Genomic DNA, 19,667 nt, shown 5'->3' on the forward strand with positions numbered 1-19,667 from the left:
ACACGTAGAGTCAGGCTCCGCTAACACTAGGGCAAAAAGAATTTTCCCGGGGTAGCGGAGCCATTACAAAAATAGGCGCTGCCCGGCAATAACTATAGAGCTAAACCTCCACAGGAGAATAGAATATCACTAAATAATGGGGGCGAATCTACCGAAGCCGGACTTCGTTGTTTTGCGCCATTCGATAGATGGTAGATTTCCCAATTTGCAACTTAGCGGCCACCTGCAAAATATTGCCTTGGTGCGCATCGAGGTACCGCTGCACAATGGTAGCTACTTGCACCCGCAACGACTCGTTGCTCGTTGGTGCCGGGCTAGTGCCATTAGAACTGGCTTGGGCACGGAGCGACAAGTCCTGGGGCTGAATGGTGTCGTTTTCAGCTAGCACGGCAGCTAGTTCCACCACGGCCTTCAGTTCGCGCACATTACCCGGAAAAGGGTAGTGCAGCATCAACTCCTGGGCTTCGGGCGAGAAGGTGCAGTGCGCCATTTTGTTTTGGTTGCAGAAGTCTTTCAAGAACGATTCGGCAAGCATCAAAATGTCTTGGCCTCGCTCCCGCAACGGAGGCAGCACGATGGGTAGCCCAAGTAAGCGATAATACAAGTCCTCCCGAAAACGACCATTCTTCACTTCTTCGGCCATGTTGCGGTGAGTAGCCACCATCAGGCGCGCATCGAAAGGAATAGGTTGGCCACCGCCTACACGCTGAACTTCGCGTTCTTGTAACACGCGCAAGAGCTTGGCCTGCAGATCCAAAGGCAACTCGCCAATTTCGTCGAGAAAGAGGGTGCCCTGGTGCGCTTCTTCAAACCGGCCGATCCGACGGCTGATGGCCCCTGTGAAAGCGCCCTTCTCGTGCCCAAACAACTCACTCTCTAGCAGTTCGTGCGGAATTGCCGCCACGTTTACAGCTACAAAAGCGCGGTTGCGCCTAGCCGACTGATAGTGGATGGCTTTGGCTACCAGTTCTTTACCGGTCCCGGTTTCGCCACTAACTGAAACGGTGATGTTGGTGCGGGCTGCCTTTTCGATAAGCGAGGCTAGCTGTTGCATCTGTGGACTCTCGCCCAGGATGGCACGGCTAGGATCATACTTCAGGCCAATTTGCTCGCGCAATCGCTCGTTTTCGCGGCGTAGTTGCAATTGCTTGCGCACGTTGCCTACCACGTTCCATAGGCGGTCAGCGGTTTCTTCGTCTTTAACTAAGTAGTCGTAGGCGCCCTGCCGGAGCAAGCCAATAGCCGTACGAACATCTTCTTGGCCGGAAATGACAATAACGGCCACGTCGGGTAGCCGCTCCTTGATTTGGCGTAGCACTTCGTCGCCCTTGCCATCGGGCAAGTTGTAGTCGAGAGTGATGAGGTCAGGCTGCTCGTTGAGGTGAGCAAGGCAAGCTTGAGCAGTAGTAAAACGCTGAATCTGATAATCTGGATTCTGCGCTAATTTATATTCGAGCAACTCGCCATACCAGGCGTTGTCCTCTACTATAAAAATGTTAACAGGTAATGATGTAGGCATTGTGGGAGGAAAAGCTTTACCAGCTAATAGTGAAAGCAATCGGTCTGTAAACTGTCAGCAGACAGGCTTAGGGGTGGGAGGTAACATTACGATTGTGGAAGTTTCCGTAGCTGGGGGGTGGTGGGAAAGTGAAGCAGGAAGTGTGCGAGTATAACAGGGAAAAGTGGGCTTTACCATATTTTCCCGAATTAGGAGATGGTGTCTAATAAGGAGAAAATATATGATAAAGCATATGTACGTAAAATTCTGACAGTCAGATACGTTTATTATTAATTGTAATCTGGCAACTCACTTGTATTCTATAAAGGGCTGGACATCAAATTTATAGTTCCTACCCCTATTGCAATGAAATACGGTCTTTACTATCGCATTCTACCCATTTTGGTATTGTGCCTGTTTGGGAAGTCGCAAGTCCGGGCTCAACAAACAAATACTGCCTATTACGCTAACACGGGCCGCTCTAGCTTTAGCCGCACATGCCCTCTCACTATCCTCAGCGGTGCTACCTGTGGAGGCATTAGCAATGAAGCTGGCGCTGTAGACGCAAATTTCGACACTTTTGCCACATTACGCTCTTCTATTTTGCTTGGACCCGTTGCGCTACGGATGGATATGTCCGGCATCGTGCCCAAAAACCACCGGGCCGGTGTAGTAATAGGGGCTGCTACAGGCTTATCGGCTATCGGTACGGTGAAGGTACATACCTACTTAGGAACCAGCCAGAAACAAACTTTAGATGTTACCTCTCTTGCGCAAGCTGTACTAGGCTCGGCGCAGCCAGGGCGGATTGAGTTTTTAGCTACCGAAGCATTCGATAAAATCGAACTTGAAGTTGGCTCTTTGCTTAATCTGAGCTACGACGTGAAGGTATACTATGCGTATGGCATCGATGCCAATCTGGTGGAAACTGCTAGTGGGGTGGTATCCCGTTTCGCAACGCCAACTCAGGGTGTTAACTACAGTACGGCCGTAATCGATAATAACATAACGGTGTGTGCTAACTCGGGCGTGCTAAACCCCCAGCATGCGGCAGATCAGACGTTGGCCAACTATGCTAGTTTCACCACCTTGGCCGGGGTAAGTTGTCCTAGCACGCTACGTGTGAAGTTGGAGGCGCCTTCGCCTGCTGGCTATTACGCGGGCTTTGTAGTGGGCGAGCAGGGCGTACTTGACTTGAGCGCCCTGACCGGGTTACGTATCACCACTTACAAAAATGGTATAGCACAGGAAACGGCTACTGGTGCCCAACTACTGCAAATAACCGTGCTGCCAGATGGCAAGCAACAGGTAAGCTTCCCCACCACATTGGCCTTCGACGAGGTGCAAATAACGCGCTCCTCAGCTGTTAGCGCCCTCGATAACCTAAGCTTGTATTACGGCTTTGGGTTAGAGCCTAGCGCTTTCCGGGACCAAACTCCGATTCTATCCAACTTCTCAAGTGGTGCCGGTCAGTTTGATGTTTCTTCTAACGGTGTTGTGTGTGTGTTATGCGCCAACACCAGCGTCCTCAACCCCGAGCGAGCTGCCGACAACAATATGAGTGTCAACGATTATGCTACTATGCGTACGGGCTTGGCTGGGGCCCTCACCTCTACAGCTCTTCGCTTGAACTTGAATGGAGCAGGAGCGGCAGGCAATTCGGCGGGAGTAGTGCTTAATCAGGGTAGTGGCTTACTCAACACACAACTACTCAACGGTATTACCTTGCGTACCTACGGCGGCCCCAATGGAAATCAGTTGCTAGAGACGGCTAGCGGAGCAAGCTTACTTCAACAAGGGCTACTGCCAGATGGCCGTACTGAGGTTTTCTTCCGCACCACACAAGATTTCCAGCGCGTAGAAATCGAGGTGAACAATGCTGTTAGTGCCCTCGACCAAACGCGGATTTATTATGCATTTGCACAAGACCGGCCTCTAGGCTTTCCTACTACCATCAACGCGCTGGCCGCTCCTTTGCCCGTGACGTTAAAATTCTTTCAGGCCAAAGCTATTGGACGCAGAGTAGAGCTGGCATGGCAAACGGCTTCGGAAGCCAACAACAGCTACTTTGTAATAGAGCGTACCCAGCAAACGAAAGGTGGCTTCACAGTTGTGGGCCAAGTAGCAGGAATTGGCACGAGTGCCAACGGAAAGAGCTACAGCTTCGACGATGAAACGACCGCCACCTTAGGTGCTACCACGCTGTATTACCGCCTCCGCCAAGTAGACACCGACGGCAAGGAAAGTTTCTCGCCAGTAGCGGTAGTAGAATTAAGCGAGCCCGCGACTGCGAAGCTAGAAGTGTATCCTAACCCTGCTGCTACTTTCGCCGAAGTGCAGGTACGTATTTTCGAAAGCAAAGCGGCTTCCCTAGCGGTCTATAACATGCACGGAAACTTGCTTCGGCAGATCTCAGTTACAGAATCGACTGTGCGATTAATGGATACCTCACTACCGGCTGGGCTTTACCATCTGGTACTAACCGGAGCTCATGGCCAACGCCTTGGCACCCAAAAGCTGGTAGTTACAGGTCGATAATTACATAGCATCTTGAAATTGTACTTTCAAAAATATAGTGTAATAAAATGCGTGTTTAGGCCTTGTTAGATACATATTGACTTCTTATATTGCAATATGTTTTAACAATACGAGCTGCTTAAACGAGCTGGCTAACCCTATGGAAGTAGAAGAAGAGTTCCTGCAAAACGCCACCACCATGCTCGGCTTCGCTGAGGCGGAAATAAAACAGTTTTTGGCTTGGACTGGCAAGCGTAGTCCGTACAACCGCACGGCTGAGGAACTCAGAGTTAAGTTGCAGGCGGCTGCATCGGACCTGAAAAATCTAAAGAAAGAATACAGCAAAAGATCATCGGGCAAATCGTATGGTATTGCTCAGCCGATTACTGCCTTCAACGGTATTCCGGCCACCGAGTAAATTCGGTATCCACTACATCGCAAGGCCCCTGCTGGTTGCTCCCGGCAGGGGCCTTGCGATGTAGTAGCAGTTAGGTATGGGCTGTTTGTTGACTGGTTACCCAATTGAGGAGCGCAGTAGGAGGTAGGCACCGCGCTAAGTCGGGGATATAGTCTGCGGTAGGGGTGGTGTGAGACAATAGATAGTCAATGGTAATATGCTCATAACGTTTGGGCATGAGTAATTAACAACCTTTGCCGCGTCTATTCCGCTCACTATCACCAACCTCAACAACTTAGCTCATGCATCGTACGCTTTACCGACTCCTAACGATTAGCTCACTTGCTGTACTAGCGGTTTCCTGCGCCAAAGACGAATCAGTTACTCCCCAGGTCGACACGGTGGTTCAGTCGTCGGATGTGCTGGCCACGCGCGACGGCAACTTGGCAATGGGTAATCCTAGCGGCGCAATAGCCAGTACTACCCAGTACACCAACTACTTGCTTGTAAAGCCGCAGTTTACGATGTCATACCACCGCGACCGGGCCATCCCCAACTGGGTAAGCTGGCATTTGAGCAGCGCTTGGTTGGGTAGTACCCGGCGCCAAGACAATTTCGCACCCGATAATTCGCTGCCTACGGGGTGGTTTAAAGCAATAAGCAGTAGCTATAGCGGCTCAGGCTTCGATCGGGGCCATAACTGTCCGTCTGCCGATCGTACTGGCTCGGTTGCCGACAACACGGCTACATTTCTGATGAGTAATATGATGCCGCAGGCTCCCAACAATAACCAACGTACTTGGGCAGGCCTCGAAAACTACTGCCGCACGTTAGCCGACGCGGGCAATGAGTTGTATATCATCTGCGGCAGTTATGGACGCGGTGGAACCGGGGCTAATGGCTACGCCACTACGGTGGCAGGCGGTAAAGTAACAGTACCCGCACGTTGCTGGAAAGTAATAGTGGTGCTGCCTAACGGCTCATCTGATGCTAGTCGTGTTAGCACCAGCACTCGAGTCATCGCCATTGATACGCCCAACGACAACAACCTGAATACCAGTTGGGGTACCTACCGAACTACCATCAACGCCATCGAGCAGGCAACAGGTTACGATTTACTCTCAGCGGTAAACGCCACAGTACAGAGCACTATTGAAGCCCGCGTGGACGCCGGGCCCACAAGTTAAGTGCTTGTTCGTCAGAAGGTCATAACTTGATTTGTTCTATTTCACCAGTTGTTTGCCGACCATCGGCAGAACTAGTTTAGTGGCAAACCCAGTAACAGCTAGCAGATATTAACATTTTATTATCCAATTCTTTATCCTAACTTATCATCGTTTGAACACGTACTTTTGTCGTGAGTGAAGTAAATAAGAAGGTGAAAAAACTAGAGAGCCGCGCTGCAACGCGGCTCTCTGCATTTTAAATTCGATTTTATAAAGTAGGTGCCATTCTTAATATTTTAGTAATCAACTCATAATGCGATACTAATTTGTATTTCGGAAGTTTGAGAAGCTACCCTATCTGCTTCTACCCGAAATATTCTATATGGAATTGCTCCCCCCTTACTACTTGTCTTTACCAGGAGCTCTGCGCCGTTCGCGCGAGTTCCTGCGTCCATTGTGGGAGCAATTTGCCCATCTACGTGACTTACAGCAGCTTTACGAGCAATGTCGCCAGCACAATGGACTTGCTTTTGTTGAGCAACTACTGCTGCAACTTCGCATCACCGTTCAGTATGATGCTAATGAATTGAGGCGCTTGCCTGCTGGGGCTTTCGTAGCCGTAGCCAACCATCCGTGCGGGCTAATTGATGGCATGGTACTGTTGCACGTGCTAGGCAAGGTGCGGCCTGAACTGCGTGCGGTGGCCAACGAGCTTCTAGCTCCGTTGCTGCCGCATTTGGAGGCACAATTAGTATTGGTTAGCCCCGAGAGGGCCGCAGCTGGTCGGAACGTGCCGGGAGTACGTCGCCTATTGCGCCACTTGCACAACGACGTGCCATTGCTCTTCTTCCCCGCAGGCGAAGTTGCCCACAGCTCTATTCCTTTCCGCCCAGCCATTGATTCTGCCTGGAACCCTACAACTGGTCGGTTGCTAGACGCGGCTCGGGTGCCAGTGGTGCCAATATGGCTGAGTGGGCAAAACAGCACCGGTTTTAGCTTATTAGGGCTTGTGCACCCACTGCTGCGCACGGCCCGGCTACCAGCCGAACTACTCAATAAGCGCGGTCAAACCATTCAGGTAAGAATTGGGCTGCCCGTGAGCCCAGTGGTTTTGGATCGGCTACCGGCCACCGACCGCCTAGCGTATCTTCGGGCACGTGTGTATGCGCTCGGCAATTCGGCAGAGCGCTACCTGGCCGCCATGCTGCCACCGCTGCCTGTGCTGCCCGTCATTGCCGAAACTTCGCCAAGTCTTATTGAGGCCGATATTGCCGCTTTGCGCCCAGATCGGTGCTTGCTCGTGAGCGGCCGGTGGGAAGTGTATGTGGCGAAGCGCTGTGAGATACCCAATGTGTTGCGTGAAATTGGCCGCCTGCGGGAGCTTACATTTCGGCGCGAGGGGGAAGGCACCCAACAACCCACCGATCTCGATGCCTACGACCAATATTACCGCCATCTGTTCTTGTACGACCGTCAAAAGAAATTGCTTGTTGGCGCCTATCGGTTGGGGCTAGGAAGGGCGATTTTGCGGCAGTACGGCCGTCGAGGTTTTTATCTGCATTCCTTGTTCCGGTTAAAGAAAGAGTTGAATCCGCTGTTGCGTCAGTCGCTGGAGTTGGGCCGCTCGTTTGTGCGGGTGGAGTACCAGCGGCAGGCGCTGCCATTGTCGTTGCTCTGGAAAGGTATTGCCGAGTACCTAGCCACCCACCCCGAGTACCGCTACCTGATTGGTCCGGTCAGCATCAGCAACCGGTTCTCAGCTACTTCGAAAGCTGTGATGGTCGACTATCTAACGCGCCACTTCTTTGATGTGGAATTGGCGCAACACGTGAGGCCACGCAAGCAGTTTCGGTACAAGCCCTTGGACACAGGAGAAGCACCCGAACTGCTTCAAACCGGGCTTACCAGCTTGCAGGATTTGCAGCAGTTCATTAGTGGGTTAGAACCCGGGGGAAGTGGGGTTCCGGTGCTGCTGCGTCAGTACCTCAAACAAAACGCCCGCTTGCTCGGCTTCAACCTCGACCCCAACTTCAGCAATGCTCTCGACGGGCTTTTGCTGCTTGATGCGCGCGAACTACCCGCCCGGACCCACCGCCTTCTTGAACGCTAAAAAACAAAGGAGCCAACGTGGCTAACTGCATAAGAATTACAGTTAGCCACGTTGGCTCCTTTGTTTCCACTACTTGTCCCTTAGCCGCTTATTCGACGGCGCCAGCAGCGGGGCGGCTGTTCATGTACGAACGAAACGACATAGCTATTTCGCTGGCCAAGGAATTAGATTGAGCCGTTATACGCCGGTCGTTGTGGGTGCGCTCGTTGTTCTTGTCCATGGCAAGCTGCGTCACATACTCCTCGACCGACAGCATCTCGTCGGGCTTGCGAGTATCCAGAATCACCCGAAAGAACCCTACGCTGTACTCGTAGCCGCCAGTAGGAAGCGCATGGAAATTAAATTCGAAAAGAACTGGGTGCTCCTGTAATTGGCCTGAGGTAGAAGTGGTCTTGACTTTTACAGTGCCCGTCATTCGTACTTCTCCTTTGCTGGCATCCGCTTTAAGCGTGGCTTTGGGCGTGTAAGCAAAGTGATTTTCACTCCAGTCTATGGTGCGCTTGTAAAGTGCCGACGCTTCAGCTTCGTCGTCCACTACTCTTTCAATGTATTGGATGGGGCCGCCCGACGTAGAATCTTGTGCATAAGCCGCTTTCGAGAAAAGCAACAGGCCAACAAATAGAAAGCTGAGTAAAGAATGTTTCATAGTAAAAACGAAAAGTCGCAAGACTGTAATTGCAAAGTTACCGTTTAAGAAGCGGATTGAATTTATTGGAGTTGGTTATCATTTTGTTAATGCGCCGCTGACAATTCAGTTAATGGTGCTTAATAGTGGAGTTGCACCTTGGTTATTTCTGGTCATGCGCTATACTATACTATAATAGCACGTATGATTTTAAATTGTACAAATCTAATGAGCTGTTTTGGGCTTTCAAAATGTGGGTTAGGCTTTGCAAGAATCTTTCTTAAACCATGAGAAGATTCTGTGGCTAGGTGAATGAATAATGAATGCGTATGAAAGTATTGATATTCAAGTGAATGTACATGATTTTGGGTTTTTGAATTACTTGCGTTTCTAGGCCCTCACAGGGGGTAAAGTACTGTTAGAGCATTAAATAATTAATCAGATTGTTTGGTGGCAGTAAAATGGTTTGGTACTTTTGCGACGTGCTTCACCTAAATCAAACTTGCTTGATGAAGCGCGGGACCGAGCGAAAAGCTATCCTGCGAGACAACCGAAAGGTTGTTTCCGCCATTGACTCTTTCGCTTTTCTAGTTTTAAGCCCGTTTGCCGCTCCGGTTTCCGAAGCGGTTTTTTTGTGCCCAATCCATTTTGGATGCTCGGCAAAAAGCACCCACACCCGCTCTTTTTAGCTCTTACTTCACAGTCAGTTAAGCTTAATGGATACCAACACCCTTGCTTCCAAAGTAGCTGCCGCCACCCGCGCTGGCAACCGCAACTTGAGCGCCTATCCTAAGTGGATGGCGGTGGTCAACGTATGGAATGCCATGTTGCGCGGTGCCCGTAAGTACGGTGAGCAGGAAGGCTTTGTAACCATCCACAGCATGTCGCACACCGTAGGCGTAACGTGTGCTTGTCGCACGTGTGCAGTAGTCTAGTGCTAACTTAGGTGCCGCTACTGAGCGGTAGTAAGGCAGGGTGTTTCGCTGAAAATGGCTCGATGCAAGTTGCGCCGTTAAACCACTCTAGGTTGGGTTGGGCCCTGGTAGATTTTCACTACAACAATATTTGAAATAAAGTCCTTCGTGTCCCGACGGACTTTTTAATTTCTACGCTATGCAACTCGGTTCCCTCACTTTGCAAAATCCCGTTTGTTTGGCCGCTGCCAGCTGGCAGTTACCCGACGGACTCGGGTATGAGCGGTTGGGCGGCATCTTCACTCGAACCGTCACCATGGAGCCCAAGCCTGGGCTGTATGAGGAAGGTGTCTGGCAAGTAGCCGAGCAGACCCTGCTCAACGCAACCAACATGCGCACCGAAAGCGCAGAAATTCTGGCCAACGAACACCTACCCCATTTGCGCCGCTTTGGCGTGCCCGTGTTTGTAAGCATTACGGCACCGGGCATCCCTGGCTTCCGCAAGATTGCCCGGTATCTAGCCCGCGAAGTAGGCGACCAGATAGCCGGGGTGGAGGTGTACATAGCCTCGCCCGACACCGCCAACGGACAAGACCTCACGTCCAAGTTTGTGCGCGAAGCCACCCAAGCAGTGCGCAACGAGCTAGGGCCCGCTGCCGCCGTGGTAGTGAAGCTACCCCCATGGCCCGAGCATATCCGCAGCCTCGCGCTAGGTGCCCAGGAGGGCGGCGCTACTGCGCTAGCCGCTACCAACCTGCTCAGGGCCCTACACCTACCTGATGATGCCACGGCCGAGCCTCTAGTAGGGGGCTTGTCGGGCGAGGCATTGCGGGCCGTAGCCTTGCGGTGCGTGTGGGAACTGGCCCATGATGAGCGGATTACGCTACCCATCTTCGGAACGGGCGGGGTATTTACGGCGGCCCACGTCACGGATTATTTGCGGTGCGGCGCTTCGGCCGTGCAGATTGCCAGCGGCGAATGGCTGGAGCCTGGCCTATCAGCCCGGTTGGCGCACGAGTGTGCCCACGTAGTGCCTAACCCGAATATGGTAAACCGCTAAGCTTCAATCAGAGCAGTCACCTTCTCAGTTACCACCCAATGAACAAACTCACTGCCCGCGTTCAGCAAGTTAACTCCCTGCTTTGTGTGGGGCTCGACCCCGTCGGCGACGACGCGCAAGTGGAAAACCGCCTGGCCGAAGTCATTGAGCAGACAGCGGAATACGCAGCGGCCTTCAAGCCCAACCTGGCTTTCTTTCTGAGCCGGCCGGGTGGAGTGGAACTGTTGCAGCGCACAGTGCAGCGGATTCCGACGGAGGCACTGGTGATTCTGGACGGTAAGTTCGGCGACATTGCTAACACCGCCGACCACTACGCCCGCTTCGCCTACGACGTAGTCGGGGCCGATTCGGTGACGGTCAACCCCTATATGGGTGATGATTCCATTGTTCCCTTCGCCCGCGAAAGCAAGATGGTATTCGTGCTGGCCAAAACGTCCAACAAGCCTGCGCACTCCCTGCAAGATATAACCCTCACCCAGGGCGGCACCCTCGCCGACTACACCACCGGTGTGGCGCAGGAACTCAACGAGCAGCACCACAACATCGGGCTGGTAGTAGGCGCTACCAATGCCGAAGCCGTAGCCCGCATCCGGAGCATCAGTGCCCAGCAGTGGTTCTTGGTACCCGGCATCGGTGCCCAGGGCGGCGACTTGGCAGCCACCTTGAATGCTGGTTTGCGCGCCGACGGGCAGGGTCTGCTGATTAACGCCTCGCGAGCTATCTGGCAAGCCTCAGATGCCGCAGCCGCGGCTAAAGAACTGGCCGCTCAAATTAACCAGCTGCGGCCGGTAGGCGTCTAGCTTCAGTTGGAATGCTGAGTGCCAGCCGTTGTAACTTCTTGAATTTATATACCTGAACACCTCTTGACTACCACCCTTACCCCCGAAACCCTAGAGCAGCAACTAGTGCAGGAAGATGCCCTGTTGCGCGGCCACTTCCGGCTTTCCTCCGGCTTGCATTCCGATACCTACGTGCAGTGCGCCCGTTTCCTGCGCCGCCCCGATTTGGCCGGACCGGCCGCGGCTGAGCTAGCAGAACAGTTGCGGGCCGCTGGCTTGCAGCCCGATGTGGTGGTAGGTCCGGCCATGGGCGGCGTGGTGATTGGCTACGAGTTGGCTCGCCAACTCGGCGTGCCGGGCATCTTCACGGAGCGCGACGATTCCGGGCAGATGACCTTGCGCCGGGGCTTCACGGTGGAGCCGGGGCAGAAAATAGTTATTGCCGAAGACGTGGTAACTACCGGCAAGAGCACCAACGAAGTAGCGCGCGTGCTGGAAGGCTTGGGCGCGAAAGTTTTGGCCGTGGTAAGTTTAATTGACCGGACGGGTGGGAAAGCTGAGCTAACTTTTCCGAACTTTGCACTGCTGCCGGTAACGGCGGCCACCTACGCACCCGATGATTGCCCGCTGTGTCGGGCAGGTATTCCGGTGGTGAAGCCCGGCAGTCGGCCGGAAAAAGCGTTTTCTTAAACCTACTTCGGCGCAACCGGCGCAGGAGCAAGGCATTTTCGGCGTACTCTGCGCGGGTATGCTTCCTCACGGCTGCCAGTTGCGGCGCGTGGGAAACCCGAAAAATAGATAACCCATTTCCTTTTGGACTCTACCCAAAGAACTATTCAGCTTCTGCTCAAGCCCGGCCAACATGATGGCGAGGGCCAACGTGTGGCAGAAGTTGCCCAACGTCACCTTGGCCTCACGACTGGCCGGGTGCAAAGCACCGCCCTCTACACGGTGCGCTACCCCGTAACCGACGAGCAGTTGCGCGACTTCGCGACCCACTGCCTGCAAGACCCGGTGCTGCACGATGTGGCGCTCGACGAGTTCCGCCATGAGCCCACGTACAAGAGCTACATCCTGGTAGCCAAGCTGCCCGGCGTGACCGACGACGAAGGCATATCGGCGCAGAATGCCCTCGGCGACTTCCTGAACCAGCCCCTCGACACGCACACGCAGCACATCTTCAGCAAACGGCTGTACTTTCTGGAGCACGAGTTGCCCGCCGCCGACCTGCGCCGCTTAGCCGAAGAACTGCTCGGCAACAAGCTCATCAACCGCTTCGAATCCGGCCCCATAACCGACATCCGCGACTACACGCCGCGGCCCGGTGGTGGGGCCGAATCCATTACCAACCTGGTGCCGCTCACCAACTTGGCGGACAGCGAATTGGTGCAGCTGTCGAAAGACAACCTGTACGCCCTCAACCTAGAGGAGATGCGGGTGGTGCGTGACCATTATGTGGCCATTGCCCCCGAGCGCCAAGCCGCTGGCCTGCCCGCTGACCCCACTGACTGCGAGCTGGAAATCATTGCCCAAACCTGGTCGGAGCACTGCAAGCACAAGGAGTTCAGCGCCGTTATCAAGTACAAGGACGCGGACACCGGCGAAGAGCACGAAATCGACGGCCTGTTCAAGACCTATATCAAGAACGCCACCTCCGAAGTAGACCGCCAGTTGCGAGCCAACGGCAACGACTGGCTGATTAAGGTGTTCAGCGACAACGCCGGCGCGGTGCGTATCAATCCCGAGTCGTTGTTTGTGTGGAAGGTGGAAACCCATAATTCGCCTTCGGCCATCGACCCGTACGGCGGGGCCATTACCGGTATCTTGGGCAACAACCGCGACCCATTGGCGACTGGTATTGGGGGCGCGCGGTTGCTGTTCAATACCAACGTGTTGTGCTTCGGCAACCCTGAGTTCAACGGTACACTGCTGAGCAACCAACTGCACCCACGCCGCATTTTTGAAGGCGTGCGCAAGGGCATTGAGGACGGCGGCAACAAATCGGGCGTACCAACGGTAAACGGCGCCATCGTGTTCGACGACCGGTACGCGGGTAAGCCGCTGGTGTATTGCGGCACTGGCGCCGTGATGCCGATGCAGCTGGCCGGACTGGACTCGTGGGAGAAGAAGATTGACGCACAGGACCGCATCATCATGGCTGGCGGCCGGGTGGGCAAAGACGGTATCCACGGCGCCACGTTCTCTTCTATCGAGCTAGACGAAACATCACCGGCTACGGCCGTGCAAATTGGCTCACCGATTACGCAGAAGCTGGCCATGGATTTCCTGGTGCTGGCTACGCGCCGCGGCCTAATCAAGTGCAGCACCGACAACGGTGCGGGCGGCTTGTCGTCCAGCATTGGCGAATTGGCCACCATCAGCGGCGGGGCCGTGGTGGAGCTAGAGAAAGTGCCACTGAAATATCCGGGGCTGCGGCCGTGGGAGATTTTCGTGAGTGAGTCGCAGGAGCGTTTCTCGCTGGCCGTGGAGCCCGCTAAGATGGACGAGCTGCTGGCGTTGGGCCGCGAAATGGAAGTGGAGCTGACCGATATCGGGTACTTCACCGCCGATGGCTACCTTGACGTACGCTTTGATGGCGACTCAGTGGCCCGCCTGAACATGGAGTTCCTGCACAACGGCGTGCCGCGCAAAGTGCTGGAAGCCGAGTGGAGCAAGCCCCAAGCCGCGGAGCCAACGCTGCCCGCCACTACCGACTACACCGATGTTCTGACTCGTCTGCTCGGTAGCCTCAACATCTGCTCCCGCGAGTCGGTGATTCGGCAGTATGACCACGAGGTGAAGGGCCGCACCATCATCAAGCCGTTGATGGGGGCCACGGGCCAAGCCCCACAAGATGCCGCCGTGGTGCGCTTCAACTTCGAGAGTTGGGAAGGTGTGGCCGTGAGTAACGGCATCCTGCCCCGCTTCGGTGATTTGGACGCCTATCATATGTCGGCTGGTGCCTTCGATGAAGCGGTGCGCCAGATTGTAGCCGTGGGTGGCAAGCTGCCCAACTTGAGCTACGGCGACAGCAACTTCTGGTCGGTGAACGACAACTTCTGCGTACCCGATTCGGTGTACGACGCCACCACCAACCCCGATGGTAAGCTCAAGCTAGCCAAGCTGGTCCGGATGTGCGAAGCCCTGCGTGACGCTACGGCCGCTTACTGCATCCCGCTCACCAGCGGCAAAGACTCGATGAAGAACGACTTCAAGGCCGACGGCGTGAAAATCTCCGTGCCGCCAACCGTTCTGTATTCAATGACGGCCAAAATTGAAGACGTCCGTCAGACTATCACCTCGGACTTCAAGCAGGCCGACGACGTTGTCTATCTGCTAGGCGAAACCTACGACGAACTCGGCGGCTCGGAGTTCTACCAGCTGTTCGGCGAGCTAGGCGCCAACGTGCCGCAAGTGCGCTTCGACAAAGCCAAGGAGCTCTACACCCTCATGGGCCAAGCCAACGACCAACACCTCATCCAGTCCTGCCACGACCTGTCGGATGGTGGCTTGGCAGTGGCACTGGCGGAAGCCACGTTCGGCCACGGCTATGGTGCTACGGTTGATTTGCCGGAAAGCCTGCCGGTACACGTGCAGCTGTTCTCGGAGTCGCACTCCCGGTTTGTGGCCACGGTAGCACCCGAAGATGTGGTGGCTTTCGAGCAGCACTTCGGAGCCCGCGCTACTCGCCTCGGGGTAGTTACGCCAGACAGCCAACTGACGGTGCGCCACGCGGGTCAGCCGGTACTTGCGGCCAGCACGGCCGTACTGCGCCACGAGTGGACCAACGGCCCGGTGAACCGTATCATTGGCTTCGGCCAGCCAGTAGGAGAGGAGTCGGCTCGATGAACGACCAACACATGAACGATACCAGCCAGAAAGTCCAGGCCCTGATTCTCACGGGCTTCGGCATCAACTGCGAAGAAGAATACGCCGCGGCTTACCGCTTAGCGGGCGCCGAAGCAACCATCGTGCACCTCAACCAAGTGCTGCACGGCCACGTCAGCATCCACGACTACGACATCCTGAACTTCCCCGGCGGCTTTTCCTTCGGTGATGATTTGGGCTCCGGCGTGGTACTGGCCAATAAGCTGCGCTACCGCAAAAACGCCGAAGGCCGCACGCTGCTTGATGATATCAAGGAGTTCGTGGCCAATGGCAAGTTTGTGATGGGCATCTGCAACGGCTTCCAGGTACTGGTGAAGCTCGGGCTGCTCCCCAACCTGAGCGGCAACGTGACCCCCGAAGTAACTCTGACGCACAACGCCTCGGGCCGCTACGAAGACCGGTGGGTGCGGCTGAAAGTCAACCCGAAGTCGAACTCGCCTTTCCTCAAGGGCCTCGACACCATGGAAGTGCCTGTGCGCCACGGCGAAGGCCGCCTCATCATCTCGGGCACCGACACGCTGGCTCATATCGAAGAGCAGGCGCTCAACTGCCTGTCCTACACCGATTTCGACGGTTCGCCAACCGACGTGTACCCGCACAACCCTAACGGTGCCGACCTCAACTGCGCCGGCCTGACCGATACCACCGGCCAGGTATTCGGGCTGATGCCGCACCCCGAGGCGTTCCTCTCCTTGTATAACCACCCCGATTGGGCCCGGCGCAAGCGCCTCAACCTCGGTTTGAGTGAGGAAGGTGACGGGCTGCGCTTGTTCCGCAACATTGTGGAGCACGTGCAGAGCCAGCGCCAGACCGCCGTTTCGCCGCAGGAAGCCAGCCAGTTTTCATCTTAAGATTCCCTCGCAGTTCATCGGCCTTCCCGTTGACACCTTTTCTATGAACACCCTCAACCACTTCGATACCCCTCAGCTCGAGCTCCTGCACCGCGGCAAAGTCCGTGATTCGTACCGGGCCCCCTCGGGCGAGCGGCTCATCGTCGTTACCGACCGTTTGTCGGCCTTCGACTCGGTGCTGGAAACCCCGATTGCCCACAAAGGCGCGGTGCTGAACGGGCTGGCGGCTTTCTGGTTCGACAAAACGCAGCACATCATTCCCAACCACGTTATCAGCCTGCTCGACCCCAACGTAACGTTGGCCAAGGAAGCCGAGCCGATTCGGGTGGAGATGGTGGTGCGCAACTACCTCACGGGCTCGATGCTGCGCGGCTACCTGAATGGCCAGCGCACGTTCTCGGGCGTAACCGTGCCGGATGGATTGACCAAGCACCAGCAGTTCCCCGAGCCGATTGTAACGCCGACCACCAAAGAGGAGTCGGACCGTGAAATCACGCCCGAAAACTTGGTATCGGAAGGGTGGGTATCGGCTGAGCTGTACGAGAAGATGCGGGTGAAGGCGCTGGAGCTGTTCAACTTCGCTTCGCAGTGGATGGCGGAGCGCGGCATCATCCTGGTGGACACCAAGTACGAGTTCGGTTTGCTGAACGGTGAGCTGATTCTGATTGACGAAATCCACACGCCGGATTCGTCGCGGTTCTGGAGCGCCGAAGACTACTCCAAGAACCCGGAAACGGCCGAGCAGATGGACAAGGAGTACGTACGCCAGTGGCTGATTGCCAACAAGCAGGACGGCCAGTACCCCCGCGCCCTCACGCCCGAAGTATCGGCCGAAGCCACCCGCCGCTACCTCGATATCTACGAGCGTATCACGGGTGCTCCGCTGCAAACCGGCAACGGAACCACTACCGATGGCGACGTACAGGCCCGCCTCATAAGCAACCTAGTGCGCGCCGGCATCATGAAAGATGCCTGAACTTTCTTAAGCCGTCATGGAAACCGCCGCTACTCCTAAGCAAATTGTGCTAGCCTACATCGAAGCGTACAACCGCTTCGATGTGGACAGCATGGTGGCGGACCTACATGACGAGGTGGTGTTCAGAAACATCACCGGCGGCGAAGTAGACCTGACGACCACCGGCAAGGAAAGTTTCCGGCAGCAAGCCGAACAGGCCAAGCAGTATTTCTCTCAGCGGGAGCAGCGCGTCACCGATTGGCAAATAGCTGACAACCGCGTGGAAGTGCTGATTGACTACACCGGCGTGGCAGCCATCGAATTTCCGAACGGCTTGAAACCCGGCGACACCTTGCGCATGCAGGGCAAGTCGGTTTTCGAGTTGGAAGACGGCAAGATTCTTTCAATCGAAGACATTAGCTAATCGGGATGAGCGGCCAGAAAGACGCGTTGCAGGTGGAAACCCAAGTCTTAAAGGCCACAGGGCCCGAGAGTCTGGTTCAGCTTGCTCGGCGTCCGGCCACACCCGCAGATTTCGAGGTTACGCTAGCTATTAAGAAGCAAGCCCTTGGTCCTTATATAGAGCAGGTGTGGGGATGGGAGGATGAGTTCCAACAAGCCTTTCACTCCGAGAACTTTAAGCCCAATAGCACCACGCTGCTCCTACACGAAGGACGAGAAATTGGCCTTGTGGAAGCGGCAGAAGAACCTGACAGCTTTTTCATTCAGAGCTTACTACTTACACCTGAATTTCAGGGTAAAGGAATTGGCACTGCTCTTTTAAACGAGTTTATAACGAAGGCTTTGGCAGCTAATAAGTCGGTTCGCCTGGATGTATTACAGGTGAACAAAAGCGCATTAAAGCTGTACCAAAGGCTTGGTTTCAAAATACAGAACATCACAGAACTGACGTACCAACTGGTTCTCTCGGCACAACATGAAGTCAGCAACTCCTAAAACCATAGTACTCCTCGGCGGCGGGGCCCGTGAACACGCCATGGCGTGGAAGCTGACCCGCGACGGGGCCACGGTGCACGTGCTGCCCGGCAATGGCGGCATTCCCAACAGCCACCCCGACATCAGCGCCACCGATTTTCCGGCCGTGCAAAGCTTTTGTGAAGCCCACGACGTGAAGCTGATTGTGGTGGGCCCCGAGGCGCCGCTGGCGGCAGGCGTGACGGACTACTTTGCTGGTTCCGACATTCGGGTGTTCGGGCCGAGCAGGGCGGGAGCAGTGCTGGAAAGCTCCAAGGTGTGGAGCAAGAACTTTATGCGGCGGCACGGGGTGGCCACGGCCATGTCATGGCAGTACCGGAGCGACCAGCTGGACGAGGCTCGCGCTAAAGCGGCGGAGCTGGACGGGCAGGTAGTAGTGAAGTACGACGGCTTAGCGGCTGGCAAAGGCGTGTATGTGTGCTCCTCTATTGCGGAAGCCGAGCAGGCCCTTACCGATTTGCAGGCCGAGCACACCGGCTGGTTTAGCTTCCTGCTGGAAGAAAAACTGACTGGCCCCGAAATCAGTATCATTGGTATCACCGATGGCAACCGGATTCGGTTGCTGGCACCTTCGCAAGACCACAAGCAACTGCTGGCCGGCGACAAAGGCCCCAACACTGGTGGCATGGGCGCCTACTGCCCCGTGCCCTTCGCCGACGACAACATACTGGCCGCTATCCGCACCGACATAGTAGATCCGACCTTGCTCGGTTTGCAAAGTGAGCCGTTTGATTTCAAAGGCTTCCTGTATTTCGGCATCATGCTTTCGCCGCAGGGCCCGAAGCTGCTGGAATACAACGTCCGTCTCGGCGACCCGGAAGCGGAAGTACTGCTGCCTGCTCTGGAAAGCAGCTTGCTCGAACTCATTGAAGCTACTCTCGATGGCAACCTGGCCCAAACCACTGTTTGGCAACGGCCCGGTTACTATGTGGGCGTGGTGCTGGCCTCGGGCGGCTATCCGGCCGCGAAGTTTCCTACCGGTTTCCCCATCACCGGCCTCGATGAATTGCACCCCAACATTCTTGCTTTCCACGGCGCCACCCGTCAGCAAGGCGGCCAGCTGGTGACCAGCGGCGGCCGGGTAATGGTGCTAGTGGCCCATGGGCAGGAGCTGGAAGAGGCAGTGCAGCTTGTGTACAGCGAAGTAGGAAAAGTTAACTTTCAAGATGCTTATATTCGGAGTGATATTGGCCAACGGCCCACTCCCGAAATTGCTTTCAATCAAGTACGTTGAGCCAGTTACCAAACCATAGCGCTGCTGAAACGTCGGCTCCCGGCTCTCTTCTCGTCAAAGAAGGGGAACAGTTGGACGCACCCAAACGCTTAGCCATTTTGCTTTCGGGCCGGGGCTCCAACATGGTGGCCTTGGTAAAAGCTGTGCAGCACGGCGAGCTACACGGGCTGGCCGAAGTAGCCGTCGTGTTCAGCAACAAGCCCGATGCCCCTGGTCTAGCCACGGCGGCAGAGCTAGGCTGCCCAACAGCTAGCCTCGCCTCCCAAGGTCTCAAGCGTGCCGAATACGATGCCGAGGTAGTGAAACTGCTGCAAACCTACCAACCCGATTACGTGGTGCTGGCCGGCTACATGCGGATTTTGTCGCCGGTGTTCATTCAGGCGTTTGCGGGACGCATCCTGAATATACACCCGGCAGATACGCATCAGCATCAAGGACTTCACGCCTACGAATGGGCATTTAATAACAAGCTTTCGGAAACCAAAATCACGGTACATATGGTTGATGAGGGCCTCGACACAGGTCCCATCCTGGCTCAGCGCACAGTGGATTTGCGCGGGGCCGACACGTTGTCGGAAGTGGAGCGGCGCGGGCTGATAGTGGAACACGAACTGTACGCTAACACGCTTGCTAAGCTGCTTCGCAGTGAATTAAAAATTGAGAGTTAAAAATGAAAA

The 19,667-nt window shown here is 55.2% G+C and carries 17 protein-coding genes; 15 read left to right on the top strand and 2 right to left on the bottom strand.

Annotation, left to right across the window (positions count from 1 at the left end; translation table 11 throughout):
* Window positions 1-148 precede the first annotated feature (148 nt).
* Window positions 149-1,519: a sigma-54 dependent transcriptional regulator gene (locus P1X16_RS15580; protein WP_277230854.1), complete on the bottom strand. Its 1,371-nt coding sequence runs from the start codon at window positions 1,517-1,519 to the stop codon at window positions 149-151.
* A gap of 582 nt (window positions 1,520-2,101) precedes the next feature.
* Between P1X16_RS15580 and P1X16_RS15585 the strand changes: the two genes are divergently transcribed.
* From P1X16_RS15585 to P1X16_RS15600, 4 genes are all read left to right on the top strand, one after another.
* The gene (locus P1X16_RS15585; protein WP_277230855.1) at window positions 2,102-4,036 is read left to right on the top strand and encodes a T9SS type A sorting domain-containing protein; all 1,935 of its coding nucleotides are present in this window, start codon (window positions 2,102-2,104) and stop codon (window positions 4,034-4,036) included.
* A 139-nt stretch (window positions 4,037-4,175) separates the two neighbouring features.
* Window positions 4,176-4,433, top strand: a complete 258-nt coding sequence (locus P1X16_RS15590; protein WP_277230857.1) for a hypothetical protein — start codon at window positions 4,176-4,178, stop codon at window positions 4,431-4,433.
* Between the two features lie 281 nt (window positions 4,434-4,714).
* Window positions 4,715-5,599 carry a DNA/RNA non-specific endonuclease gene (locus P1X16_RS15595; RefSeq protein WP_277230859.1) on the top strand — a complete coding sequence of 295 codons (885 nt, stop codon included), beginning with the start codon at window positions 4,715-4,717 and terminating at the stop codon, window positions 5,597-5,599.
* Between the two features lie 361 nt (window positions 5,600-5,960).
* Window positions 5,961-7,688 (top strand): lysophospholipid acyltransferase family protein, encoded by a 1,728-nt coding sequence (locus tag P1X16_RS15600; protein ID WP_277230861.1) that lies wholly within the window; start codon window positions 5,961-5,963, stop codon window positions 7,686-7,688.
* Window positions 7,689-7,776: 88 nt separating this feature from the next.
* On the opposite strand, the gene P1X16_RS15605 is transcribed toward P1X16_RS15600, so the two are convergent.
* Complete coding sequence (locus tag P1X16_RS15605; protein WP_277230863.1) at window positions 7,777-8,334, bottom strand: hypothetical protein; 558 nt, start codon at window positions 8,332-8,334, stop codon at window positions 7,777-7,779.
* Window positions 8,335-9,029: 695 nt separating this feature from the next.
* Here P1X16_RS15605 and P1X16_RS15610 point away from each other — a divergent pair.
* From P1X16_RS15610 to purN, 11 genes are all read left to right on the top strand, one after another.
* The gene (locus tag P1X16_RS15610; RefSeq protein ID WP_277230865.1) at window positions 9,030-9,248 is read left to right on the top strand and encodes a hypothetical protein; all 219 of its coding nucleotides are present in this window, start codon (window positions 9,030-9,032) and stop codon (window positions 9,246-9,248) included.
* Window positions 9,249-9,426: 178 nt separating this feature from the next.
* Window positions 9,427-10,287 (top strand): hypothetical protein, encoded by an 861-nt coding sequence (locus tag P1X16_RS15615; RefSeq protein ID WP_277230867.1) that lies wholly within the window; start codon window positions 9,427-9,429, stop codon window positions 10,285-10,287.
* A gap of 38 nt (window positions 10,288-10,325) precedes the next feature.
* Entirely contained in the window at window positions 10,326-11,087 is a 762-nt protein-coding gene (gene pyrF / locus P1X16_RS15620) for an orotidine-5'-phosphate decarboxylase (protein ID WP_277230869.1), read from the top strand.
* A gap of 63 nt (window positions 11,088-11,150) precedes the next feature.
* Complete coding sequence (pyrE, locus tag P1X16_RS15625; protein ID WP_277230871.1) at window positions 11,151-11,756, top strand: orotate phosphoribosyltransferase; 606 nt, start codon at window positions 11,151-11,153, stop codon at window positions 11,754-11,756.
* 123 nt (window positions 11,757-11,879) lie between these two features.
* A complete protein-coding gene (locus P1X16_RS15630; protein ID WP_277230873.1) occupies window positions 11,880-14,915 on the top strand; it encodes an AIR synthase-related protein in 3,036 nt (1,011 codons plus the stop codon).
* Between the two features lie 11 nt (window positions 14,916-14,926).
* Window positions 14,927-15,805 carry a phosphoribosylformylglycinamidine synthase subunit PurQ gene (locus tag P1X16_RS15635; RefSeq protein WP_277230875.1) on the top strand — a complete coding sequence of 293 codons (879 nt, stop codon included), beginning with the start codon at window positions 14,927-14,929 and terminating at the stop codon, window positions 15,803-15,805.
* A 43-nt stretch (window positions 15,806-15,848) separates the two neighbouring features.
* Window positions 15,849-16,781: a phosphoribosylaminoimidazolesuccinocarboxamide synthase gene (locus P1X16_RS15640; RefSeq protein WP_277230876.1), complete on the top strand. Its 933-nt coding sequence runs from the start codon at window positions 15,849-15,851 to the stop codon at window positions 16,779-16,781.
* A 16-nt stretch (window positions 16,782-16,797) separates the two neighbouring features.
* On the top strand, window positions 16,798-17,184 hold the full coding sequence (locus P1X16_RS15645) for a nuclear transport factor 2 family protein (protein ID WP_277230878.1): 387 nt from the start codon (window positions 16,798-16,800) through the stop codon (window positions 17,182-17,184).
* Window positions 17,185-17,189: 5 nt separating this feature from the next.
* Window positions 17,190-17,717: a GNAT family N-acetyltransferase gene (locus P1X16_RS15650; protein WP_277230880.1), complete on the top strand. Its 528-nt coding sequence runs from the start codon at window positions 17,190-17,192 to the stop codon at window positions 17,715-17,717.
* Window positions 17,698-18,990: a phosphoribosylamine--glycine ligase gene (gene purD / locus P1X16_RS15655; protein ID WP_277230882.1), complete on the top strand. Its 1,293-nt coding sequence runs from the start codon at window positions 17,698-17,700 to the stop codon at window positions 18,988-18,990. The genes P1X16_RS15650 and purD overlap by 20 nt, the downstream gene beginning before the upstream one ends.
* Window positions 18,987-19,658 (top strand): phosphoribosylglycinamide formyltransferase, encoded by a 672-nt coding sequence (purN, locus tag P1X16_RS15660; RefSeq protein WP_277230884.1) that lies wholly within the window; start codon window positions 18,987-18,989, stop codon window positions 19,656-19,658. The genes purD and purN overlap by 4 nt, the downstream gene beginning before the upstream one ends.
* The last annotated feature ends 9 nt before the right edge of the window (window positions 19,659-19,667 follow it).

This window comes from Hymenobacter sp. YC55, assembly GCF_029433095.1.
Classification (GTDB): domain Bacteria; phylum Bacteroidota; class Bacteroidia; order Cytophagales; family Hymenobacteraceae; genus Hymenobacter.